Source organism: Microcoleus sp. w2-18bC1 (assembly GCF_036700365.1).
Taxonomy (GTDB): Bacteria; Cyanobacteriota; Cyanobacteriia; order Cyanobacteriales; family Microcoleaceae; genus Microcoleus.
Genome location: NZ_JAUBOS010000003.1, coordinates 144942 through 169679 on the forward strand (window position 1 = coordinate 144942; position 24738 = coordinate 169679).

The window sequence follows — 24738 nt, forward strand, 5'->3', positions numbered from 1 at the left end:
TCAATTTTTAAGTAGTTTTTTCTCCCTCATAGTTTTATAGATTAGCGGTGTTTAATTTGGGGTTCTTCTATCTTCAGAGATAATTATTTTTGTCGAGTTTGGTGTTCCTTCAGAGCTAGGTATTTACGAATTATTAATAGATATCTGACCAAAGTTATGTCAATAGTGTGAGGCAATTTGGCTTCGAGTTAGTTAAGTAAATTAAAATATTTAGGGAGTAAAGAGGGGGTAAAATTTAAGGCGATGCACTACACCTTAATAGGCAAAATTGGTAAACGTGAAGAATGAGACAATGAAAATGAGATCCCCCTCCAACAATGTAGCGATCGAGCTTTGGACTATTATCATTAATCTAAATTGGGTGGCAGATCTTTGATTTTTGTGCGATTTCTTAAAGTAGACTGACAGCGTTCCCAATAAATTTTAGCGACGGCATCGCCCTGATTCTGACGCCAACACTCGGCAAACAGCCGGACCGCCTCAGCTAACTTCCCTTGCAAGTAATTTGCCCTAGCTTCTGCAAACAATTCCAGCGTAGCTAACTTGCCCGCTTTGATTTCTGGCGGATCGGCATCAAACACCTCATAAACCGTCACCGCTTCAGATTTTCCCTTGACTTTTACCGTATCGAGGGTGCGGATTGCGTACTGGGAGGGATTTTGTAAACGCGAGTAAGTTTCCTGGGTGATTAATAGCGACACCCCATAATTTTTCGTCAAACTTTCCACGCGAGAAGCTAAATTCACCGCATCGCTGATTACCGTCCCGTCCATGCGATTTTGACCGCCCACCGTTCCCAGCATCAAAGTTCCAGTATTGATGCCAATCCCAATCTGAATCGGCGCACAGCCAAAATTAGCGCGATTTTGATTGTATTCAACCAGACAGTGCAGCATAGCAATTCCGGCTTTCACCGCATTATTCGCCTCGCCGCTAAACAGCGCCATAATCGCATCGCCAATATATTTATCAATAAACCCGTTATTTTCATTAATAACGGGTTCCATGCGAGAAAGATAGGAATTAATAAATCGGAAATTATCCTTCGGCGTCATAGTTTCCGAAAGCGTGGTGAAGTCGCGAATGTCGGAAAACAACACCGACATTTCTAACTGCACTTGATCGCCCAATTCCACATCAATAATGCTTGATTTATCTAAAAACTGGAGGAATTGATTGGGAACAAAGCGCTCGTAAGCTTTGTTGAGTAGAAACAGTTCAGCGGTAAATCTGATTCGCTCAGTGTCTGCTTTTTTACGCTCCGTGATATCTTGAAAGGCTACAATTGCATAAGAAATGTTGTCCTTTTCATCATAGATGGGAGTACCCCAAGCCTCGATCGGAATAATCTTGTCGCCTTGGTGGATTTCCATATCATCTACAGTGGCACTTTCGCCACTCAACGCCCGCGTAGTGGGCAATTGTACAGAGGGATATTCCTGCTCTGTTCCCGCTTGATAGATTTGATAAACCTCGGGTATTTGCTCGCTGGTGACTTCAGGAATAACTCCTTTACCTAATAATTGGATAGCAGCGCGATTACTATAGTAAGGTTTGCCCGAAGCATCCAGCACTGTCAGCCCTACTGGAATTGCTTCTAAAAATTGAGTGAGCCTGCTCTCACTTTCGCGGACTTCTGTATAAAGTTTAGAATTTTGAATCGAGATCGCCGCTTGTCCCGATAACACTTTTAATAGTTCCACTCTTTCTGGGGTAAAAGCTCCGGCTGTCAGATTGTTTTCTAGGTAAACAATACTGACGATTTGAGCTTGGTTAATTAGCGGCACGCAGAGAATTGATTTGGGCTGATTTTTTTGGATGTACGAGTCCTTGGTAAATTTTCCCTCTCGAACAGCGTCATCCAGTACTACGCTTTCTTGAGTGCGGGCCACATAATTGACAATCGCTTTGGAAAGTTCTTGACAGCTTTCAACGGGGATTGACTGCAACAGGGTAACGCGAGCGTCATCAATTTTCCCTTCAGCTTCAATTAATAGCTTTTCGCAGCTTGACAAAATCAGATAACCTTTTTGTGCCCCCGCATTTTCCATCAAAATTTTCATCAAGCTAGACAGTAGCTTATCTAGCTGAATTTCGCCAGAAATTGCCTGAGACGCCTTCATTACTGTGGCAATATCTAAATTTGAGCCTGAGCCAGTTGTTGTAGTTTGGGTATCTTTAATAATTGATTGACTGGGCGTGAATAGGTGGGGATAGCGCTTTTCTAAATCTTTGACCTTTGCCGCCGCACCCCAGAGTTGATAGCAGTAACGTGATTCTTGCATATAGGCTCTGGCTGTCAGTTCTTGGCCTTTGGATAAATAAAACTTGGCTGCTAGTTCGTAGGCGAGGGCAGATTCATGGATGTATTCGTTGTCTTTGGCAAGGGCAATTGCTTTGTCATAATAATCCATTGCTCGTGGATCTTTGCCACAAACCCGATAAAGTTCTGCCTCGACCAGATAAAACTTATGCAAATTATTTGCTGGTGCATGACGCGCCCATTTCCGCATCTTTCTCTGGTTGGCTTGCACTTTGCGGAGGTGGCGTTTTTGCTGGAAATAAGCAGTATTTTTTGCTATAGCAAGACGTACTAAAGAATCATAAAAATAGAAATAACTAATTACCAGAGACCCTGTAACACTCTCGATATATTGTTCTGCTGCTTTGGCAGCAATTACGGCTTTTTTTTCTTCGCCAAATAAGTAACAAAGTATCAATTTGTTTAAATAGTGATTGCAAATAGCATACCGATCGCTTCGCTTTATTAAGAGCGGCAGCATTACCTGTTCATCATAAAATTTTCCCTTTAGAGAAGTAGTATTTTCTGCTAGATCGCGCAAGTTCAGAACTGCTTGATGATATAGATTCTGCCCCTCAATGATTCTTTCTTGCCCCATTCGACGGATGAGATCAGTATAATTTGCTATCTTTGAATCCAGTTCCCTTAATTCTACGCCACTCAGAAAAGCATAGTGGCAGTGCATTTGAACTGAATAGGCAGCAAATTCCAAGTCTCCCGTTTCCATCCCAACTTGATAATTTTCAAGCTGTAATTTTAAAATTTTCTTGACCGGTTCTCTCCAATGCTTTATAAAATTATTAACTACAAACTCCGTCTTTGCTTTTGCTTCTATAATATTCAATTTGTACAGTAAATCAAGCGCCAGTTGACCAAATTGAAAGCCCTTTTCAATATTTCCAATGACGCCACAAAGCACTATCCCATAATTACTATAAGCAAAAGCCGATTCAGTAGAATTCCCCCCTTTCAAAGATAGGTTAACCATTTGGAAAACAATCAGGAGAAACAACATAGGTTTAGCGGAGTAAGCGGCAGGTGCAATTTTAGCCAAGATACGCATTGCAGCAATATGGTAAGGATCTGTCATAACTGGCAGCTTAACTAAGCTAGCAATCTCTTTGTTACCTATTCTCATCTGGGTTCGCATTAGCTGCCATACAATATGGAATGAGTTAGGTTGTTTTGGCAACTCCACCCCCAACATTTTCAGCACTTCCCTCGAAAGCAGGATCGCCTCATGCAAATTGCCCTGAACATTAGATGCCAGAATTTTTATCTCATACACTTTCACTTGATCTAGCACTGTTTTGGCTTGTGAGAGTAATGTTTGAGCAAATTTATTCATCAAAACAAAATCGGCAAGCAAATAGGCAACTTCGGCTGCTTCTTCATACAGTGAGAGGATGAGAGAATACTGCTGTTTCCAGCTATTGGCTGCTAACAGATCTATCCCTACTTGCAAATAATTCAACGCAGATTGATATGCAATGGATGCTTTTGCTTTCTGAGCAGCCATAAGATTTAACTGAGCTAGTTCATCTCTTTCTTCTTGAGAAGTCAGTAGGGGCAATCCTTCTGTGGTTGCCCCTACCCCTAAATTCAGTTGATTGACAATGTCAAATATTTTCTCTTCTCGCTTGTCGGCAGAAGTATTTTGCAGCAATAATTTTCCAATTTGCTGGTGAATATTTGCTTTGTCGGCTTCGGAAATTAGAGAATAAGCAGCTTGGTGTATTCTGTCGTGAACAAATTTGTACTCTAGGGACTGGGAATTGGATAATTTCCCATTCACAGCTAATACCAAATCGCCCATACTACCAAAATGAACAACAAAGTTTTCAGCAACCGCAGGTTGCAAATCATTAATTGTATCTGTAAGGCTTTTTTCACTGGTAATAGATAAGGTAGATAGGTCAAAGTGATTGCCGATACAGGCTGCTACCTGTAACCTCAGTTGCGTATTTTTTGGCAGCTTTTGAATTTTGGTTGCCATCAGTTCGACTACGTTATCAGTAAAATCCCTTGCTTGAATTTGAGCTACTACCCACTGCCACTCTAAGGTCTGAAAGTTAAACTCTAAGAGCCCTTCTGTATAAAGTGATTTCAAAAACTCATTCATAAAAAAGGGATTTCCTCCGGTTTTTAAATGCACTAACTCGGCAATAGAGTTGGCTTTTTCTTGAGAAGATTTGAGAGTTTCTGAAATAATTTGAGTGACTGTAGATAATGCCAAAGGCGAGAGGAAAATGCGATTAATAATTGCTCCGGTTTTGGCAATCTCATCTAGTGTTAACATTGACAAATGCCCGGAGTTTACCTCGTTATCCCGATACGCACCAATTAAAAACAGGCCGGGTGATGAAAAACTCATCAGTAATTTAATTAGTTTCAGAGAGGCGCCATCTGCCCACTGTAAATCATCAATAAATATTGCTAAAGGATGTTCTGGTTTAGTAAAGACTTTGATGAAGTTCTGAAATACTAAATAAAAGCGATTCTGGGACTCATTGGAACCGAGTTCAGGCACGGCAGGCTGTTTGCCAATTATCAACTCTACTTCAGGAATTACCTCGAAAATCACTTGACCATTACTTCCCAAAGCAGATTGAAGTTTCTTCCGCCACTGGTTCAGTTGCGCTTCAGGTTCGCTTAAAAGTTGCTTCACTAATTCTCGAAAAGCCGTAATGATGGCGCTGTAGGGAATGTTGCGCTGGTACTGGTCAAATTTACCCGAAATAAAATAGCCGCGCTTTTGGGTGATGGGTTTGTAGAGTTCTTGCACTAATGCTGACTTCCCGATTCCCGAATAACCTGCCACCAGCATTAATTCGCTTTTATCCGCACTCGCACGCTCGAAGGCTCTGAGTAAAGTTTCAATTTCTCGCTCTCTGCCGTAAAGTTTCTGCGGCAGTTGAAATTTATCGGAAATATCCTGATTGGCTAATGGGAAAGGCTCGATGCTGCCGATGTGTTGCAATTGCTTCAAGCAAGCTTCTAAGTCCGCTTGAATTCCCCTGCCGCTTTGGTATCGCTCCTCCGCCGTTTTTGCTAAGAGTTTCATCACAATATCTGAGACGGCTTTAGGGATTTCTGAATTGACTTCGCAGGGGGGCACTGGCACCTTTGCAATATGGCAGTGAAGTAACTCTAAAGCGTCCGATGTCTCGAATGGCAGTTTTGCCGTCAGCAGTTCGTAAAAAGTGACGCCGAGCGAATAAAAATCAGTGCGATAGTCGAGAGCGCGATTCATCCTACCCGTTTGTTCAGGCGAAATATAGGCCAGCGTACCTTCCAGAACTCCAGGCGTTTTCAGTACCGGATTTTCGCGCGTTAGCTGCGTGGAAATACCAAAATCAATAATTTTTAATTGTTCCGTTTCCGGGTTGTAAACAATATTAGAAGGGTTAATATCTTTGTGGATGATGTTGGCGCGGTGAATTTGCCCTAAAGTTTCAGTAGTGGCGATCGCCAAGAGCAAAAATTCCTCCAGAGTAAACGAGCGCTGCTGCATCCATATTTTCAAGGATTCGCCGCCAAAGTCCTCTACAAACATCACGAGACTGTTTTGGTATTTTTGCAAGTCATAGACTCGCACGACTCCCACCTCTTTCAGCTCTCGGGTGATGCGGTATTCGGTGCGGTAGCGCAGCAATTCTTGAGGTGTGGGGTAGCTTTCTTTGAGCAGTTTGAGGATCATCGGCTGGCGATCCGCTTCCCGAATCGCCCGGTAAACTAGAGAGTTGGCGCTTTCATAGAGAAGTTTCACAACGGTAACGCCTGGAATCGAGAGCATATTGATTTTTTTGCTAAAAATTAACGCGAAGTCAAAACGCACCAGCTTGATTTATAGAATAGCACGTTATAAAGGTAATTTTTTTTTGTAACAAATGTTGAGTTTTTGGGGTGACAGCCTGCAAATACTTTGTGCTAGCCCCGATCGCGATCGCCTAATTTGTATGGTGCACCAACAGTCGATCGCACTTTTGCTGTGATTTTCAGGTATAGCAATTGCTTAATGTAAATTGTGTAGCCTGTCTTTGATTTTTGTGCGAGTCAACAATGCAGACTCACAGCGTTCCCAGTACATTTTAGCAACGCGATCGCCCGGATTCTGACGCCAACACTCTTCAAAAAGCCGCGCCGCTTCAAATAACTTCCCTCCCGAATAAAGTGCCCTAGCTTCTGCAAACAATTCCAGCGTAGCTAACTTGGCCTGTTTAATTTCTGGTGGATCTGCATCAAACACTTCATAAATCGTCACAGCTTCGGATTTTCCCTTAACTTTTACCGTATCGAGAGTGCGGATTGCGTACTGGGATGGATTTTTCAGGCGCGTATAAGTTGGCTGGGTAATTAATAGCGCCACCCCATAATTTTTCGTCAAACTTTCTACGCGAGAAGCTAAATTCACCGCATCGCTGATGACTGTCCCGTCCATGCGATTTGGTCCTCCCACAGTTCCCAGCATCAAAGAACCCGTATTAATCCCAATCCCAATCTGAATCGGCGCACAGCCAGCGTTAGCGCAGTATTCATTGTATTCAACGAGACGGTGCAGCATAGCAATTCCCGCTTTCACCGCATTATCCGCCTCACCGCTAAACAGCGCCATAATCGCATCGCCAATATATTTATCGATAAACCCGTGATTTTCATTAATGACTGGTTCCATGCGAGAAAGATAAGAATTGATAAATTTGAAATTATCCTCCGGTGTCATAGTTTCCGAAAGCGTGGTGAAGTCGCGAATGTCGGAAAATAATACCGACATTTCTAACTGCACTTGGTCGCCCAGTTCCACATCAATGATGCTTGATTTCTCTAAAAACTGGAGGAATTGATGGGGAATAAATCGCTCATAAGCTTTGTTTAGTTGAGCCAGCCTGCTTTCATTTTTGCGAACTTCTGTATAAAGCTTAGAATTTTGAATCGAGATAGCTGCTTGTCCAGATAACACTTTTAATAGTTCCACTCTTTCTGGGGTAAAAGCTCCGGCTGTCAGATTATTTTCTAGGTAAACAATACTAATGATTTGAGATTGGTTAATCAACGGTACACATAAAATTGATTTTGGCTGATGCTTTCGGATGTGGGCGTCGTTGGTAAATTGTCCCGATCTCGCAGCATCATCTAGTACCACGCTTTCTTGAGTGCGACTCACATAATTGACAATTGCGGAGGAAAGTTCTTGACAGGTTGCAACGGGGATTGACTGCAACACGGTAACGAGTTCGTCATTGATGGTTCCTTCAGCTTCAATGAACAGTTGTCCCTGGCTTAACAAAATCAGATAGCCTCGTTGCGCCCCTGCATTTTCCATCAAAATTTTCATCAAGCTAGACAGTAGCTTATCTAGCAGAATTTCTCCAGAAATTGCCTGAGAAGCCTTCATGACTGCGGTGATATCTAGGTGATTCCCCGAACCAGTCGTTGTCATTGCTACGGTAGTTTGAGTGTTTTTTCTTCCCGGTTGAGTTACCGCGAATAATTGGGGATATCGCGTTTCTAAATCCGTTACCTTAGCAGTGGCTCCCCATTCAACATAACAATAATACGCCTCAAATATGTAGGCTTGAGCAACTTTTATTTTACCCCATTCCCAGTAGAATTTGGCGGCTAGTTCATTTGCCAGAGCTTCGTCATTAACATATTTGTTTTCTTGGGCTCCAGAAATGGCGCGATCGTACATTTCAATCGCCTCGGCTTTATTGCCTAAAACTCCTTGTCGTTCTGCTTCCACTAAATACCATTTATGCAGATAATTCATCGGAGCATTTTGCGCCCACTGTTGCAGCGTGCTTTGATGGGTTTCTACTAAGGCAATATTTTCAGTTTGCTCAATTGCTGGCTGTGCGGGAAAAAGTGCCAGATGCGTTAGGGCTGCATAAAAATGAAAAATTGGAACAAAAGCCGATCCAGATACTCCCATCAAATACTGTTTGACTTGGGTAATGTGGTCTAGGGCAGCCGTATAATTGCCATAGCAGTAAGCAAGCAGCAGTTTGAAGATGCAGGCACAGGCGATCGCCGTAAATTCATTATCCTGATAGTGCTTAGGAATCATCACCGTTTCATCGTAGGCAGAGCCTATTAACAAATCCGGCCGAGTATGGGTTTCCCTCAAGTTTTGCACCGTCTGCTGAATCATATCCAAATAAACCCGCGCAGAATATTGTTTCAACTGCGCCATTACCGCCCTATAACTTGCTATTTCTGGTTCCCAAGTGTCTAGTTCTACACCAGCGAATAAATGAGTATAAAAGCAAATATATATGTTGTAGCCAGCGTCTACAAAGTCGCCGGTTTCCATACCAAACCTATAGCCCTCTTTCAGCGTCGGTATCGTTGCCAAAAGAGATTCTTGGCGATGCTGAATCCAGCCACCAAACAAAAGTAGAACTGTGGACTTGAATTCGGGTACATTCAACCTATCCAGCAATGAAAGTGCCAATTGCCCAAAGCCATAGCCCGTTTCCACCTCTTGGAAAAAGGCACAGAAAACCATCCCGTGCATCGCATAACCCACCGTCGATGCGGGTGCATTCCCAAAGGAGAGCGATAAACTCACCATCGTTGAGCTCAGCAGGGGCAGCAAACCGGGCATTCCCTGGAAAATGGGTGGAAACAACATACCAGACAGTTGCATAGCTGCCTGAGTCTGTGGATTTGTCATCACAGTTAGGTCAACCAATTCCTCAATCTTTCTGTCGCCGAGGAGGGCCGCAAGGGCTTGTAGCGCTTTGCCAATCTTGGCTTCATCAGGTTCAGCAGGCAGTTCAATCCCCAATTGTAAGAGTGCTTCTCTTGCTACTGCGATCGTTTCTAACACCTTGCTCTGGGCTGTCTGAGCGGCAATTTTAATTTCGTAAATTTTAACTCGATCTAAAATTGTTTGGGCTTCTTGCAAAACCAGTGCTGCCATCTGTTCCATACCATCAAAGTCACCATTCAAATAGGCAATTTCAGCAGCAGCAACATATAGATTTAGTGTCAATTCATATTGAGTTTGCCAGCAGTTGACTGTCAGTAGCTCAATTCCCGTTTGTAGATAGATATTTGCCGCAGCGTAGGCGGTAGAATTTCTAGCCTTACGTCCAGCTTCTAAGTTGAGTTGGGCTAAGGCTGAGCGTTCACTTAATTGATGAATTAACTCAATTCCTTGATTTAAATGCCCCACAATATCAAATAGTTTTTCTTCTATTTCTATCTCGGAAGAACTTTGTAGCAGTAACTGTCCTATTTTGAGATTAGTGGCTTGTTTTTGGTCGTCGGGAATCAATGAATAAGCCGCTTGCTGGACGCGATCGTGCAGGAACTTATAAGTGGGATTAGCAACAGACTGATTTGGGGATTGAGCATCTGCTTGAATGAAGTTATAGCCTTCTGAAATCACTAAAATGAGTCCTTCTTGCAAGGCTTTCCACAGCGCTGATTCCGTTTCTTCTGGTAATTCTTCGCTGACTATTGCCAATGTCTCTAAATCAAACTGCGCCCCAATGCACGCGGCAAGTTTGAGAACATCCTGAGTTTGTGCAGGCAACTTCTGCAATTGCGCCGCCATAAACTCCACCACATCAGAGGCGTCGGCAAATTTAACTTGATTAATATCGCACTGCCACCCCCCTTGTACGCCCCTCAATCCCCCCTTGGTAAGGGGGGATTGAGGGGGGTTAAAAATAATTTGACCATCTTCATACAAGGCTTTTAGGAATTGAGTTGAGAAAAATGGATTTCCTTGGGTTTTTTGATAAACCAATTCTGTCAAGGGCCCGGCTAAAGATAAATCGCAAATCAGCGTATCTGCTACCAACTGATTGAGATCTGCTAAACTCAACGGTTGCAGGGTAATCGTATTCACAGTGGCTCCCGACTTCACAATCTCATCTACAGTCAACATAAACGGATGAGCCGATGATACCTCATTATCTCGATAAGCACCCAATACCAACAGATGCCCGGTATCCTCCATCAACAGTTGTAGCAATTTCAGCGATGCCGAATCCGCCCACTGCAAATCGTCCAAAAATATCACTAAGGGATGTTCTGCTTGGGTAAATACTTGCACAAATTTCTGCATCAGCAGATTGAAGCGATTTTGGGCCGCACTCCCGGACAATTCTAGTGCAGCCGGTTGAGCGCCAATGATGTGTTCTAATTCAGGAATTACGTCAATCAAGACTTGCCCACTCTCGCCTACTGCGGTGAGAATCATGGTTTTCCATCTGTGTAACTGAGCGTCACTTTCTGATAATAATTGTCCCATTAATTCCCGAAATGCTTGCACAAATGCACTAAAGGGAATATTGCGTTGAAATTGGTCGTATTTGCCTTTGATAAAATAGCCACGCTGTCTGGCGATCGGCTTGTGGACTTCGTTCACTACTGCGGTTTTACCAATCCCAGAAAAGCCAGCCACCAGCATCATTTCGGCACTAGAATTACGAACTCTTTCAAAGGCAGCTAATAGATTAACAACTTCTGTTTCTCTGCCGTATAACTTTTCGGGTATCAGGAAATGGTCTGTAAGATCCAGCGTTCCCAAGTCAAATTCTTCTATGCTATCGGTTTCTTGTAGTTGAACGAGACACATTTCTAAATCCTGCTTGAGTCCCAATGCAGTTTGATAGCGATTTTCCGCATTTTTTGCCATCAATTTACTGACAATTTGAGAGACAATTAGGGGAATTTCCGGCTTGATTTCGTGCGGTGGAACTGGTTGTCTGGCAATGTGGCAGTGAACTAGCTCTAAAGCGTCTTCTGTCTCAAAAGGGAGTTTTCCTGTCAGCAATTCGTAGAAGGTGACACCGAGGGAGTAAAAGTCAGTGCGGTAATCGATTGAGCGATTCATCCTACCAGTTTGTTCCGGCGAGATGTAAGCGAGGGTTCCTTCTAAAATGTTGGGATTTTTCAGGGTTGGCATTTCTCGCGTTAGCTGAGTGGAAATACCAAAGTCGATTATTTTGAGCTGTTCCGTTTCCGGGTTATAAACAATATTTGAGGGGTTAATATCTTTGTGGATGATATTGGCGCTGTGAATTTGTCCTAAAATTTCAGTGGCTGCGATCGCAATTTGCAGAAACTCCTTGAGGTTAAACTTTCGCTGCTGCATCCATATTTTCAACGATTCCCCGCCAAAGTCCTCCACAAAAATCACGAGGCTGTTTTGGTATTTTTGCAAGTCATAAACTTGCACGACTCCCGCCTCTTTCAGCTCTCGGGTGATGCGGTATTCGGTACGGTAGCGTAGCAATTCTTGAGGTGTCGGGTAGCTCTCTTTGAGCAGTTTGAGGATGAGCGGTTGGCGATCCGCTTCCCGAAGGGCCCGGTAAACCAGAGAGTTAGCACTTTCGTAAAGCAGCTTCTGGACGGCAATGCCTGGAATGGACAGCATATTTATTTTTTTGGTAAAAATTAACGCGAAGTCAAAACACACCGGGTTCGTTGTGTCGAGAATAGCGCTTTAGAAAGGAACAAATTATGTTTTTATAACACACTCTTAGTTTTTCGGCAGCGAAGTGGCTTTCAGGTGGTCTGGCATAGTAAGGTTAAGGAGTTATCATGCGACGTACCTAAGCCTTGTTAATTCTCAACTCCATGAATTGTCACCGTTTCTGTTATTCAAACATCGTTAAAAATTGTCCCACCCCCAGCGCTAAGCAAAACTTTAAATGAATATATTGTCACAGGAAGTTTGTTTAAAACCCGAGACATCAAACGATTTCAGAAGAAACAAAAAAAATGAGCGATCGGCTTTTATTAGAAAAAATATCTTGAGTCGCGATTGTCAAAGTCACGAGGGTGTCCCCCCGCTGGTTCCAATACTATGTGTTTTTCAACAATTAGTATCAGTCTCCCGGAAAGTTCAAGTAAAGTCAAAAAACCCAGGCAAGCTAACGATCCAAGGTGATGAAATGTGGTCGTTTGTAGGCAATAAGGGTAACAAGAAGTGGAAATAGCTGGCGATTGATGCCTTAACCAAAGAAATTCTAGGGGTTTATAGCAATCCTACATGAGTCGTAAGTTTTTCACCCCACCCCAACCCTCCCCTTACTAAGGGGAGGGAGTAAGAAATTCACAAATGATGCGAGGATGACTATATATAGGAAGTCTAGTTGAAATGGGTGCTAAAGGTTTTTGGGATTCCCTCCCAGGAGTTTACAGACAATGTGCCGTCTATTATACAGATTTTTTGGTCGCATCTAAAAAAGTTTTGCCTCGCCAGCGACACAAATCTGTCGGGAAAGATAGGGGCAAAACTTCTGATATCGAAAGATGCAAGAACTCCCTGATGTACAAGATATCTCGCTATTGTTCTAAGAAAGAGTCTTTCCTAATCTAAAAAGCTCTCCAATCGTGTGGGAGCTTTGTGGTATTTTATTCATCATTACAACGCTTCTTTATCCCTAAAAGGATTAAGAATTTTTCGTTGCTATGCAGAACTACCAGGCTTTGTTCTGATGATTTTGGAGAGTCAATCGATTTTAGATTTTAGATTTTAGATTTTAGAATTGAAGCATTGATCCCACGGATAAATTCGGGGGGCAAGTTTCATCGGATACAGGTTTTTTATTTCTGGACGGATGAATCAGGGGGCTTGTATCCTGGATGCTTTCGGTGATTTATCTACTTCCGCTTACCCTTCCCGGCTACAAACTCCCGCAGCCGGAGTAAACTAGCCGTTTGCCCCAAATTCAGTGGCAGCAGCGACACTCCCTCCAACCGAGACTGCACCCAACCATCGCCCCAATACCACTCGTGAAATCCGTCAATTCCCTGACTCAATAACAGCCGCAGACAATTGTGCTCAACAATATCAACGTGATGCTGAACTGCCACGGGGCCCAGCCAACTTGTAAAGGTCAAACCTTGAGCAAATTCTTCCGGCAAACCGCTAGACAACTGCTGCGGCCACAGCCACTGCTGCAATTGAGTTGGACGCAACAAGCTGTCTCTAATCGCTGTTTCGGAAGCTTCAAGCTCAATCCGCAGGTTGCTTTGTTGAAAATTACCTAGCATAGCAATTTGAAATTTTATATAGGAGCTTAACGTAACTTAAATGTAACGTAATTGCACCGAGTTCGATCGACAATCGCGATCGCACCCTCTGAAAATTCCCCTACATTTAGTAAAAAAAATTTACCTATTTGGAGAGCGGTTGGGGAGTAAAACTAGAAACAACTGCCACAATCCGCGCTGCCACAATCGAGTCCACAACAATCCGCGCCGCTACAATCGAGCCCCGAACAATCCGCGCCACTACAATCGAGCCCCGAACAATCCGCGCTGCCACAATCGAGTCCCGAACAATCCGCGCCACTACAATCGAGCCCCGAAATACATTCCGAGATTCCACAATCTAGGCCTTCAATACAGTAATTTTCACCCTGAGAGCTTCTGCGAGGAGTTTTCCCCTGAGATTTTGGTCGATCGGATTTTGGTTCATCGTTACCCTCGAAATTGGAGTCTTCACAGCCAGATTCACTGCTAAACCGGGCTTTCAAGATGTGATTCGCGCGTTTGCAAGCCGCAAACCGGCGGCGCGATGCTTTGATCGCCCCAAATAAACCCAATTTGGCGATCGCGCCCTTGATATACTGCGAGCAAGACTCCCCCCCGTACAGCACTCGGTGAGCGCAAGAAAACCCTTTTATCGGCGAGATGTGTTTCTGGTATCCGCTAATAGAAGCTACAGCTAATTGTCGGAGGGCTGCATCAAAGATAGGCGTTTGCATTGGTTTCTCATACGTTAGGTATTTCCTTCCTGCTAAAAACTACAACCAACAGCTCAACAATTCGCCGCGCCCCATCCCTCGCGCGATGGCTATTTTCGTATCGAACTGTTAAGCTCTGTTTCATTTCATTGAAATCTCCCCTGCTTCACGCCACCGCATCCCAAGTCCGTGATACCATCACACCTGAGTAATGCCTATAGAAAAAAACTGGAGAGAAAAGCTTTGACACTAAGGGTTGCAGTAGTAGGTTCAGGCCCTGCGGGTTCTTCCGCCGCCGAAACATTGGTAAAAGCAGGCATCGAAACATACCTATTCGAGCGTAAATTAGACAACGCCAAACCCTGCGGTGGGGCGATTCCCCTGTGCATGGTCAGCGAATTTGACTTGCCGCAAAGTATTATTGACCGCCAAGTCAGAAAAATGAAAATGATCTCCCCCTCCAACGTCGAGGTGGACATCAATATTGAAAACGCACACGAATACATCGGTATGTGCCGCCGCGAAGTGCTCGACGGCTTCATGCGCGATCGCGCCGCTTCCTTGGGTGCAAAACTAATTAACGGCACCGTTCACAAATTAGAAATTCCCGGCAACAATACAGACCCCTATACTCTCCACTATGCCGACCACTCCGACGGCAGCGCCATGGGAATTCAGAAAACTCTGAAGGTGGATTTGGTAATCGGGGCTGACGGCGCTAACTCCCGCGTAGCAAAGGCGATCGACGCTGGTGATTACAATTATGCGATCGCCTTCCAAGAACGCATCCGCCTGCCGGAAGATAAAATGGCTTACTACCACGACTTAGCCGAAATGTACGTCGGCGATGACGTATCTACCGACTTCTACGCTTGGGTGTTCCCCAAATACGACCACGTAGCCGTCGGCACCGGCACGATGAAAGTCAATCAAGCCAGTATCAAAAAGCTGCAAGCAGGCATCCGCGCCCGCGCTGCCAAAAAACTGATGGGCGGTGAGATTATTAAAGTGGAAGCTCACCCCATCCCGGAACATCCGCGTCCCCGCCGGGTTGTCGGCCGAGTTGCTCTCGTAGGCGATGCTGCAGGTTACGTTACCAAGTCTTCCGGCGAAGGTATCTATTTTGCCGCCAAGTCTGGCCGGATGTGCGCCGAAACTATTGTGGAGATTTCCAATAAAGGCGCGCGCATTCCGACTGAAGAGGAAATTAAGATTTACCTGAAGCGGTGGGATAAAGCCTACGGCATTACTTACAAAGTTCTCGACATTTTGCAGCGCGTGTTTTACCGTTCCGACGCTACTCGCGAAGCTTTTGTGGAAATGTGTGCCGATCGCGATGTGCAGAAGCTCACATTCGATAGCTACTTGTATAAAACCGTGGTACCGGCTAATCCTTTCATCCAGATGAAGATTACCGCCAAAACCATTGGTAGCTTGTTGCGTGGGAATGCTTTAGCGCCTTAATTCCCTGCGGTTCAAACGCACTTTGTATAAAAAAGCGAGCAGTCACAAAACTGCTCGCTTTTTTTTTGATCTAAGATAACGAACCGCGAAGGCGCTAAGGGCGCGAAGGAAGAGGAAGAAGAAGAATTGTTAGTTCAAGTTCAATTGCACTAAGGTATCGGGGGCGAGGAAGTGGGAAATGTGATAAGCCCGCTCTTCTGTTTTTAGCAGGATTTTTTCGTAGAGGTAGCGGGTAGCTCGATCGCCCAAACTTTCTGCTTGTCCTGCTTGACGGCGCAGCAAACCGATAATAGCTTGTTCCGCCGTCAAATCGTGTTCTAGCATTTGGCGGCAGGAATATACGCCGTCTGGTTCCGGCTCGAAACAGCACAGTTCGGCTAACTTGCTAAAACCCGCTGCTGGTATGCCGCCCAACCCGTTTAACCGTTCGCCCAACTCGTGGACGCTATCTTGAGCTTCTCCGTAGCTTTCTTCAAAGAATTTGTGCAAGGAGTAAAATTCTGCCCCTTCCACCACAAAATGATGTTTTTGATATTGCAGGTATAGAGCCTGAAAACTAGCCAGCAGCGCGTTCATCCCTTCACAAATCGGTGCTGTGACTGAATGTTCCAGTAGAACTGGGTTTTCGGCTATGTGGCCAAATGGTCTCAATGCACTCTGAGTCTGGGCCATGTGTGTTCTCCTCTCAATAGGCAGTTTTGTTGCCAATAGAGTCAGTCTAGCACCCTAGATTTACCCGTCAAGCAGCGTCTGCCTCGATAGTGGAAGATTTTGTAGAGTAGGAAATTTTTTTTGTAAACCTATTGAGAATTATTAGCAGTTAGGTTATGCTTGAACAAGATCCTCGTTCTGAACGCTTCCTGAAAGTGGGGCGAACCTTCTGAAGGCAGAAGGCAGAAGGCAAGAGGCATAATTTTTCAGGAAGGGCTTTTGATCATCTTTGATGTTCTGCTGAAATCTGGCTTTTCACTTCTACCCGCTACCAGTCAGGGTAAAAATTAATGCAAATTATTACTGTTGTTACAAAATGAATCCAGCAGATCCAGAATTAGAAGTTTGTGACATTGTGCAAGTTAGTTGGCTAGATAGGTGGCAAGTTTACAAACGCTTGCAAGAACTAGAAATTCCCTGCTGGTGTGCGGTTGACCAACCTTTGCGGGCAAAAGTCAATACTGTTAAACAAGCGGCTCAGTTAATGAGTGTGTTGAGGCAAGTCAGTGCCCCTCGATGCGAACTCGTGCAGTGGCTGGAATGCTGCTGGCAAATCGGGTAAAGGTAGAAGGAAGTTCGGCAACGAGCAGTGTAGAAGATGTAACGGATGTAACGGATTTAAAGGAGTTATAACAATGTATAAGTCTGGCAAGCAAGTTTCCGAATTCAGTTTAGAGGGAGAAATCCTCGGCCTAATTATTGAAGATGGCTGCAAACTTAAATATTTGCGAATTAGCAGCGATCGCGGAGTAGAATATCTTGTTAAACTTTGCAAGGAATTGCGGGCATTTCTATCGCCTATTTTGACACCGGGGTTGAGAGTTCAAGTTGTAGGTGAGAAAGAACTCAATTTGAAAAACGGTAAAATAAAACTTAAAGCTCGTAGCCTCAAGCTGGCTCAGGGTCAGAATGACCGATCGCCCGAACTGCTCGACTCCAGCAATGGGCCTGTTGCGGTATTGACATCCGACGATCGCGCGATCGCTAAAACCGAAGTCAGCTCTCCCACAGCAGCTAAAACTGTAAAAGCTCCGGCAAAAACCCCAACCAAAATATTAGTATGTCAAAAATCAGACTGCCTGAAGCGGGGCGCTGGAGGAGTCTGTAAAGCTTTAGAAAATGCTTTGAATGCGCGCGGTTTAGAAGACAAAGTGACTGTACAGGGAACCGGATGTCTCAAACAGTGTAAAGCGGGCCCAAATATAGTTGTGATGCCGGACAAAACTCGCTACAGCCGCATTGCACCGGCAGAAGTTCCAGCAATCATTGACAAACATTGTGCAGTTGTTAAAGCTTAGGCGAGCGCCGAGATACCGAAACAGTGCGTTAGAGATCGGGAAAAATTATTTTAATAGGACTCTGGGCGAAAAACTCACAGGCCCATCTTACGCCTTAATTTGAGTTCGGGTTGTAGTTCGATCGCGCCACCCGATTCAGAGGTTATTGTCCGCAAAAATAGGAAAAAGGCCAAAACTATCACTTAGGGGCTTCCTTCTGTAGAATCTCTAAGGATAGACTGTATCTGAGACCCTGTGAGTATTGGGATAAAAAGCCATGTCAGAAGCTGATCTTCGAGCCCATCAGCACCAACCGCACCCTGCTGTTCCATCCGATACCGAACCATTTCAGTCAGATTTTGCTGCTACTGGGGATTTTGAGCCGATCGCCCCCGATGCGACAGAAACTCCCGCAACGGTTCCCCAACAGCCAGAAGATGAAGACTGGCAAACAGTAGATTTTCCCAACGCCATCAGCGTAGATGCAATTCCCACAACACCTGAAACAAAAAATTCGCAATCTCCCACACAGCCAACTGAGGCGGGCTCGCCCCCAATTTCAGACAATCTAAAAAATATGCTTGGGAATGCCGAACAGGCCAAGGGCAAAGGATCGACCCCAGTCACCCTTATGCAAGCGCTGCACGAATGCAACCGCGACCTTTTGCAGCGCATCGCCCAGCTAGAAACAGCTTTGGAAGAGTCCCAAAAAACCTTGCAGAATCGCGAAACTTTGCTAGAACAGCGGACTGCAGAACTCGAAAATTCTCAAGAACAATTGACGCGGCTGTTTGGCAAAGTGGAAGTTTCCCATCAAACCCTCCAAAGTCAAGAAATTTTAGTCGAAAGTTTAAGAAGTCAGTTGGCAACCAGCCAAGTCAGGCTAGCGACTGTTGAGCGAGAATGTGCGTCTACTGTGCAGCGCTACAACGAACAGTTACAGCAGTTAGTAGCCACAGAAAATATTTGCAGGGAATTGCGAGCCCGCTTGCACCGCCAGCAGCGCCACACTCTGCAATTCAAAGCTGCCTTGGAAAGAAGTTTGGACAGGCCGCAGGTAAAGTCGCCGAGGATTGAGCCGCCTGACAATAATCTGGACACCGCCAGCGCACAATTAGAATCTTTGCTCGCGGCGGTCAAAAGCTCTCAGATGCCGGTGCCGCCAGCCTTCAACGCTTCCCCTGTCCAACCTTGGTCGGAACCAGAAGAGCTTCCAGAGGTAGCCGCTGCTGTTGAGGCGATCGAGCCTGAATCCCCAGCCCCTCTAGAACTCAACAAATTAGCACAAGTATCCGCCATTCAATTACAGGAGACCGAAACCTACCAGCCTCATGAGCCGGCAACTGACTCGGCCGAACCGGTTGCGGAACCTGAACTGCCGATGGCTGAGTCTGAACCCGAAACAGCTACCAAAGTGGACGCCCAAGAATTGGCCAGGGCTTTTCAAATTTTGAACTCTGTTGAAACCTTTGGCATTCAAGAAGTGCGATCGAGTGTGGCAAAACCTACAGCAGTCGCCCAACCAGACTGGCTGAGTTTGATTGCCAGTCCGCTGCGGGCTTCTAAAAAACGTCGATCGCTAGCTGAAATTGAATTGCCGAGTTTTCGATAGCGAACTGATATCATTTCCGGTAACACCGGAATGATGTTGACGGTTGACGGTTGACGGTTGACGGTTGACAGTGAACAGTCAACAGTGAACAGTCAACAGTGAACAGTCAACAGTGAACAGTCAACTCGAATTTACTATTCCGATGCTAACGGATTGGATATGAGAGTTGCTAGTTTTGAGTCCACACTCAAAACTCAACACTCTTTTCTCCCCTTTCCCATGCCGTAGGTGAGAGCATAGCTGGTAGCCAACAGCCACAGCCAAACAGCCGGATACCGGGGTTCCAACCAAGGCTGTACCCTGCGGGCGAAGCTGGGAAGCCATCCGAAGAGCAAACTGGCCAAAGCCAGCAGAGTAAAATTCAAGTAACTTCCCAGCCAGCGCCAAATATCCCCCAATGTGACAAAATCTAAAATCCACAACAGGAGAGAAGGATTTTTTCCGGCTGCTTCGATCGCCAGTCGATTGAAAGTTAGCCAGTCGGTTCTGTCTTTAATAAAAGTTTCGGCGACGGCGAGTTTTTGTGCTGCCAAAATACCGAAAAAGGTATTGAGCATTGAATTAATTCTTTGGGGTGGCAAACTGCTGCCGGTAGGAACCATCATGCCTTTAGAAAATAGCCAAGTTACTGAAATATTGCTCTGGTAGGCGCGAATTTGGTTTAAGTGATTTGCCGTCAACAAATTGTGCTTTAATGCTGTATCCAACAGGTCTGTTAAGCGGAAAAGATTGCGGACAAGAGAGCCGAAGCCTGTGAAAACGAGGGGAGATTGCAAGGATGCTGCGTCGCCGATCGAGACTAGGCGATCGATCGCCACGGAGCGATCGCTGCTGTTGCTGCTAAAATGCCCCGGAATATAACCAAATGTCGGTTTTTTCCAAACCAATTTATCGACATCGCAGCGGCGGTATTCCGGCAAAATTGCGAAAAAATCTTCGTACATTTCCAGCAAAGAACCGGGATTCTCTGGATGTACTTGGTGGTAGTGAAATAGATAAACTGTCAGTTCTGTGCCGGCGCCGGGAAACAACTCCCAAATGAGCTGGCGTCCGCGGGAAATGTCCCCGTGAGTGTGGAGTACATCCCCGTAATCGGAATCCCATATTCCCGGCTCAAATCCTCCGTCGATGACTGCTCCCACTGTCGGACAAACGCTGTCAAAAGTCCGCCCTTCGTTCAATTGCCAAGCGATGGGAGAAGCCGACCCCATTGCATCCACCAGCAGCCGTCCTAATGCAGTGCGATCGGCTTTTGTAGGCAAGTGGCGGCCTTGAACTACTACTTTTTCTGCTTCAACATCGGCTCTAAGAAACTCAGTTTCGTCCCAGATTTCTCCACCAGCTTCTGTTAACTTAACTCCCGCTAAATTCAGCAATTTCTCGCCGTCCAAAGCTACATTGAGTACCTTTGGTGTGTGCAGAACTGGCGCTTGAGCAACGGGCGGATTGTTAGCATCAAAAAACTTGTTGTAGCCATCTTTGTATTCTCTGGCAATCAACGTTTCTATTTCTGCAGCAGTAAATAAACCCAAATCAATTAAGCTTTGAAGTTCGTCCCGCGAAATATTCCACTCGCGATTCATCCGGCCGAAAGGCATTCGTTCAACTAGCAGCACCCGGTAGCCCAATCTCGCCATGACTGCGGCGTGAATCACTCCCAAGGCCCCGCCGATATAAATTAAGTCGTAAAAAGTATCGCCAGAATCAGACACTGGAATTGTGCCTTCTGCATTCTTCCCTGTTCCAACTTCGGTCTTCCTGACCTCCGTTACATCGGTTACAGAATCCGTTACCGAACTTCCCTCTTCCTTCAAAAACACTACTTGTTTTGGCGTTTGAGGATTGCGAGTGCCTTCGCGCCAACGCTGCTCCCACCAGTAGACGCGTTTGAGGTCGTATTCGCCTTGGGGCATTTTTTGGAAGTATTTGACGGTGAGGGGGTAATAGGGGGCAAGAGCGTCAAAAATTGACTGTTTGGAGAGGTCTATGACAGGGGGTTCCTGGTAGCGATCGGGAAACTTGTTTTTCAGAGCAAGATTCAGAGCTTCCAGGAACTTTCTTTCTCCAACAGGCGCCTCTTCTATACGAAAGACTTTTAAATAAGTGGTGCGCTGCAGTGACCAGACAAAGGTGGAAAGTTCTGTCGATCGGGAATTGTCGTTTTCTGAATTGGTGTTAGCGAAAGCGGGTTTTGGATTGGCATTTTGAGTTCCAGACAACACAACCTCGGCTGCTGTTGCGGGTGACAGCAGCCGAAAGCCGTCAGCAGTAATAATTTTTTCTCCGATTCCGGGATCGAATTCGTGCTGCAACCAAGTGCAGACGGCTGCTGTATCCGGTGTCGGGACTTCTAGATAAAGAATTTCTTGCATGATTAGGCTCTCAATTCTGAATAAATTAATAAAGATGGGGGAGTTGACAAGGGAGCAAAGTAGGCTATACTCCCGAATACTTATTGAGTTTTAAATAAGTTTACAATGTTCTCAGATTTTTAGGTTTTCGATCGCTCTTGCTCTCGGTTGGCCAGCAGTGGCTAAATATCTACTCCCTTCGGTATGCACTTCTATGAATTATCCCATTCCTACGAATCCTCAAGAAATGATTGCTTTGCGACAGCAGCCGCTGAATGAAGAATTGGTGGCGTCGGCGATCGCGGGTGTGATTCAAATAGCTCGATCGCGATCTCAGTCTTTGGATGAATTAAAGGCTGAGGTACTCGCGGACGACAATCTGCTCGATTTTGCTCAGAGGGTCTGGCTGAGCGACATTGTGGCTCAAGCTTGGAACAATTTGCCTTAGACTAGACTGCGGCTAAAAGATCTATCTAGTTAAAGGTGAAATTAAAATGGTACAAACAACATTAAAACCCTTAAATTTAGAAGAGTTTCTCCAACTACCCGAAACCAAACCTGCAAGCGAATACATTGATAATCAAATTATTCAGAAACCCCTGCCACAAGGAAAACACAGTGCGACTCAATGTGAATTAATTTTTTCATTAACGCTATATTCAAGCCCAAAAAAGTTGCACGAGCTTTTCCAGAACTCCGGTGTACATTTGGCGGCAGGTCAACAGTGCCTGATGTTTCAATATTTGTCTGGAACAAAATTCCCGCAGATGATAACGGCGAAATTGCTAATGTCTTTCCCATAGCTCCTGATTGGACAATTGAGATTTTGTCGCCGGAACAAAGTCAAACTAAAGTTACTAAAAATATTCTGTACTGTTTAAATCATCAAACTCAAATGGGCTGGCTGATCGATCCCGACGAACAATGCGTTTTTGTTTATGTTCCCCAGCAACAGACAGCAGTATTTGATGAACCAGAAATGCTGCCACCGGTACCGTCCTTCGCTAGCGAACTGCGGTTGAGTGTTGGAGAATTATTTGGCTGGCTGCGAAAATAATCGTCGGAAGGAAGAAGGAAGTTCGGCAACGGATTCTGTAACGGATTTAACGGATGTCAATCGATTGTGCGATTTTAGATTTTAGATTAAAGAATTGAAGCATTGACTTGCGCGAGATAAATACGTTCGGCAAGTTTCTCAGATACAGGTTTTTTATTTCTGGACGGATGAATCACGTGGCCGGTATCCTGGATGCTTTCGGTCAGGAAGACCGAAGTTGGAAGAAGGAAGAGAGTGATTTTGACACGGATACACGGATTAAATACTGCGAACAGTCAACTGTCAACCGTCAACCGTCAACGGACTAACGCAACTCAACTTCTCGCTTAACTTCTGTCAAAACTCGATCGCCCCGCGTCAACCGATATTCGGCCCGCCAAACTCCGGGAGTCAGAGGAGAATTTGTACTGTTTCTTTTGCCGACATAACCCAACCAAGTACGGCTGGGGGCTTTAATTTCATTGGTTTGATCGGCGATCGTTGTGCCGTTGGGTGCAAATAATTTGTATTGTTCGCGATCGCCCTTGAGCACTCCGTAACTTTGCACCCAAAACAACAAAGCTGGACTGTTTGCAGGGAGTTGAGTCTCGGAAAATTGTCCTTCCCAGACAGCGTTGATATCCGGTGGCTTATTGGCAAAACCGGCCCGAATTAAACCTGTGGAAATATAGTCTAGAGGCTTGTCCCAAATAGGATTGCGGGCGATGTTGCAGCCTACCTTGGCGTCGGGGCCGACAAACGGATCTACGGGTTTGCCTTGATAGCGAAAAGTTACGTGTACGTGGGGGAAAGATGCCATCCCAGAGTTTCCCACCATGCCCAACACTGTGCCTTTTTGTACCTGCGTACCTGGTTTGACGGCAACGCTGCCTTGGCGGAGGTGGCAGTATTGGGCTTCCCAACCACCGCCGTGGTCGATTACCATGCCGTTACCGCATTCTGTGCCTGCGATGCTGGCTTTGTCTGTATCGTTCTGTAAACGCCGATCGACCACACCATCTCGTGCTCGCAAAACTTTACCGGCAGCGGAGGCAATCACTGGCACTCCTTTTGCCATGGCTTTGGCGTCGGGAATCGCAAAGTCTGTACCGTCGTGGCCGTCGTAGGTTTGACGCCCGCAGCCAAAATCGACGGCGGTGGGGCCGGGTTCTCGATCGAAATACAGCAATACAAAACAGTCTTTACCTAGGGTACAGTCGATCGGCTGGCCGAATTGCGGGTTGTTCGGCTTTTGGGCGACTGCGGTCGAAACGAGACGCTGGGCGATCGTGTGGGCTTCGGCGATCGGGGCATTTACTCCGCTGTTATTAGCACAACTATAAAGATTTGTCAACCCCACGACCAACAAAATTGCATAAATGTGTTTTTTTGATAGTATAGTCATTCGCAGGTTGGATGTAAAAGCTGAGGTGGGTAGTGAAAACTCAATTAATCATTCAGAATATAGTTGCTCAAGCATCTAGACGATTGGTAAGGCTTTTTCGTTTCCTATATTTGTTGTATTATTTTGAGTTGGAAATTTAAAATTTTTAATTAATTCAAGAATGCGTTCTAAAATTCGATCGCTCATTTCAATAATTCGGCTGGCCGGGCTTGCTGTTGCGGCTTTGGGGATGTGGGGATTTGCCACCCTTGCCGAAGACGTGTTGGAAAAAGAAAGTTACGTTTTCGATACCTCTATTTTACTAGCTCTGAGGCAATTGCACACTCCGTTGCGCGATCAAATAATGCTGGGCTTTACTTTTTTGGGCGAGCCGAAGTTGCTGCTAGTGATTTGTCTGACGTTGGGTATTGTTTTGCTAGCGCGCAATCACCGATCGGAAGCTGCAACTATTGCGCTCGCGGCTGGGGGAGCGATCGGTTTGAATTTACTGTTAAAAAAACTTTTTGCCCGCGATCGACCTCAACTTTGGGAGCGCGTTGTTAATGTAACATTTTACAGTTTTCCTAGCGGACACGCAATGATTTCAATGGTTATTTACGGTTTGCTAGGATATTTTTTGGGTCTACGCTTTCCCAAGCAGCGCTGGTCGATTTACGGCTTGACAGTTGTATTAATTGCTGCTATTGGTTTTAGCCGGCTTTACCTAGGAGTTCACTGGCCTACCGATGTTATTGCTGGTTATACGGCTGGTTTGGTGTGGCTGATTACCTGTATTATTACTTTGGAAATATGGAAGGAATTGCGTTCTTTGACTACGGCTTCTAAAGAGGAGTTTTTGTCACCGGAAAATTCTCAAGAATAATTTT

The 24738-nt window shown here is 45.3% G+C and carries 14 protein-coding genes and 2 pseudogenes; 8 read left to right on the top strand and 8 right to left on the bottom strand.

Annotated elements, in window-relative coordinates; genetic code table 11:
* Window positions 1-347 precede the first annotated feature (347 nt).
* The 5 genes and pseudogenes from QT979_RS03740 to yidD form a co-directional block, all read right to left on the bottom strand.
* Complete coding sequence (locus tag QT979_RS03740) at window positions 348-6098, bottom strand: AAA family ATPase (protein ID WP_333308225.1); 5751 nt, start codon at window positions 6096-6098, stop codon at window positions 348-350.
* Between the two features lie 219 nt (window positions 6099-6317).
* Entirely contained in the window at window positions 6318-11696 is a 5379-nt protein-coding gene (locus QT979_RS03745; RefSeq protein WP_333308227.1) for an AAA family ATPase, read from the bottom strand.
* A gap of 1232 nt (window positions 11697-12928) precedes the next feature.
* On the bottom strand, window positions 12929-13321 hold the full coding sequence (locus tag QT979_RS03750) for a hypothetical protein (RefSeq protein WP_333165791.1): 393 nt from the start codon (window positions 13319-13321) through the stop codon (window positions 12929-12931).
* Window positions 13322-13445: 124 nt separating this feature from the next.
* On the bottom strand, window positions 13446-13658 hold the full coding sequence (locus QT979_RS03755; protein ID WP_333308292.1) for a hypothetical protein: 213 nt from the start codon (window positions 13656-13658) through the stop codon (window positions 13446-13448).
* Window positions 13659-13815: 157 nt separating this feature from the next.
* Window positions 13816-14037, bottom strand: a pseudogene (gene yidD / locus QT979_RS03760) (membrane protein insertion efficiency factor YidD); the annotation flags it as partial.
* A gap of 222 nt (window positions 14038-14259) precedes the next feature.
* Here yidD and chlP point away from each other — a divergent pair.
* Window positions 14260-15480, top strand: a complete 1221-nt coding sequence (gene chlP, locus QT979_RS03765; RefSeq protein ID WP_172186475.1) for a geranylgeranyl reductase — start codon at window positions 14260-14262, stop codon at window positions 15478-15480.
* 129 nt (window positions 15481-15609) lie between these two features.
* On the opposite strand, the gene QT979_RS03770 is transcribed toward chlP, so the two are convergent.
* Window positions 15610-16152, bottom strand: a complete 543-nt coding sequence (locus QT979_RS03770) for a Dps family protein (protein ID WP_333268352.1) — start codon at window positions 16150-16152, stop codon at window positions 15610-15612.
* A 355-nt stretch (window positions 16153-16507) separates the two neighbouring features.
* Here QT979_RS03770 and QT979_RS03775 point away from each other — a divergent pair, with 355 nt between their 5' ends.
* The 3 genes from QT979_RS03775 to QT979_RS03785 all read left to right on the top strand — a co-directional run bounded on the left by QT979_RS03775 (window position 16508) and on the right by QT979_RS03785 (window position 19080).
* Complete coding sequence (locus QT979_RS03775) at window positions 16508-16753, top strand: Asr1405/Asl0597 family protein (RefSeq protein WP_333156175.1); 246 nt, start codon at window positions 16508-16510, stop codon at window positions 16751-16753.
* A 73-nt stretch (window positions 16754-16826) separates the two neighbouring features.
* Entirely contained in the window at window positions 16827-17489 is a 663-nt protein-coding gene (locus QT979_RS03780; RefSeq protein WP_333308230.1) for a (2Fe-2S) ferredoxin domain-containing protein, read from the top strand.
* Between the two features lie 256 nt (window positions 17490-17745).
* Window positions 17746-19080, top strand: a complete 1335-nt coding sequence (locus QT979_RS03785) for a hypothetical protein (protein WP_333308232.1) — start codon at window positions 17746-17748, stop codon at window positions 19078-19080.
* 194 nt (window positions 19081-19274) lie between these two features.
* On the opposite strand, the gene QT979_RS03790 is transcribed toward QT979_RS03785, so the two are convergent.
* Complete coding sequence (locus QT979_RS03790; protein WP_333308234.1) at window positions 19275-21452, bottom strand: flavin-dependent dehydrogenase; 2178 nt, start codon at window positions 21450-21452, stop codon at window positions 19275-19277.
* A 193-nt stretch (window positions 21453-21645) separates the two neighbouring features.
* Here QT979_RS03790 and QT979_RS03795 point away from each other — a divergent pair, with 193 nt between their 5' ends.
* From QT979_RS03795 to QT979_RS03805, 3 genes and pseudogenes are all read left to right on the top strand, one after another.
* Entirely contained in the window at window positions 21646-21879 is a 234-nt protein-coding gene (locus tag QT979_RS03795) for a hypothetical protein (protein WP_333308236.1), read from the top strand.
* Between the two features lie 46 nt (window positions 21880-21925).
* Window positions 21926-22488, top strand: a pseudogene (locus tag QT979_RS03800) (Uma2 family endonuclease).
* Window positions 22489-22655: 167 nt separating this feature from the next.
* Complete coding sequence (locus QT979_RS03805; RefSeq protein WP_333308238.1) at window positions 22656-22796, top strand: hypothetical protein; 141 nt, start codon at window positions 22656-22658, stop codon at window positions 22794-22796.
* On the opposite strand, the gene QT979_RS03810 is transcribed toward QT979_RS03805, so the two are convergent.
* Entirely contained in the window at window positions 22793-23872 is a 1080-nt protein-coding gene (locus QT979_RS03810) for a M23 family metallopeptidase (protein ID WP_333308240.1), read from the bottom strand. The genes QT979_RS03805 and QT979_RS03810 overlap by 4 nt on opposite strands.
* A 160-nt stretch (window positions 23873-24032) precedes the next feature.
* Between QT979_RS03810 and QT979_RS03815 the strand changes: the two genes are divergently transcribed.
* Entirely contained in the window at window positions 24033-24734 is a 702-nt protein-coding gene (locus QT979_RS03815) for a phosphatase PAP2 family protein (RefSeq protein WP_333213430.1), read from the top strand.
* Window positions 24735-24738 lie beyond the last annotated feature (4 nt).

Bases quoted from the DNA above. Each gene is read 5' to 3' on its own strand.
- QT979_RS03740 (WP_333308225.1), bottom strand. From the start codon at position 6,098: ATGCTCTCGATTCCAGGCGTTACCGTTGTGAAACTTCTCTATGAAAGC.
- QT979_RS03745 (WP_333308227.1), bottom strand. From the start codon at position 11,696: ATGCTGTCCATTCCAGGCATTGCCGTCCAGAAGCTGCTTTACGAAAGT.
- QT979_RS03750 (WP_333165791.1), bottom strand. From the start codon at position 13,321: ATGCTAGGTAATTTTCAACAAAGCAACCTGCGGATTGAGCTTGAAGCT.
- QT979_RS03770 (WP_333268352.1), bottom strand. From the start codon at position 16,152: ATGGCCCAGACTCAGAGTGCATTGAGACCATTTGGCCACATAGCCGAA.
- QT979_RS03775 (WP_333156175.1), top strand. From the start codon at position 16,508: ATGAATCCAGCAGATCCAGAATTAGAAGTTTGTGACATTGTGCAAGTT.
- QT979_RS03780 (WP_333308230.1), top strand. From the start codon at position 16,827: ATGTATAAGTCTGGCAAGCAAGTTTCCGAATTCAGTTTAGAGGGAGAA.
- QT979_RS03785 (WP_333308232.1), top strand. From the start codon at position 17,746: ATGTCAGAAGCTGATCTTCGAGCCCATCAGCACCAACCGCACCCTGCT.
- QT979_RS03790 (WP_333308234.1), bottom strand. From the start codon at position 21,452: ATGCAAGAAATTCTTTATCTAGAAGTCCCGACACCGGATACAGCAGCC.
- QT979_RS03795 (WP_333308236.1), top strand. From the start codon at position 21,646: ATGAATTATCCCATTCCTACGAATCCTCAAGAAATGATTGCTTTGCGA.
- QT979_RS03805 (WP_333308238.1), top strand. From the start codon at position 22,656: ATGAATCACGTGGCCGGTATCCTGGATGCTTTCGGTCAGGAAGACCGA.
- QT979_RS03810 (WP_333308240.1), bottom strand. From the start codon at position 23,872: ATGACTATACTATCAAAAAAACACATTTATGCAATTTTGTTGGTCGTG.
- QT979_RS03815 (WP_333213430.1), top strand. From the start codon at position 24,033: ATGCGTTCTAAAATTCGATCGCTCATTTCAATAATTCGGCTGGCCGGG.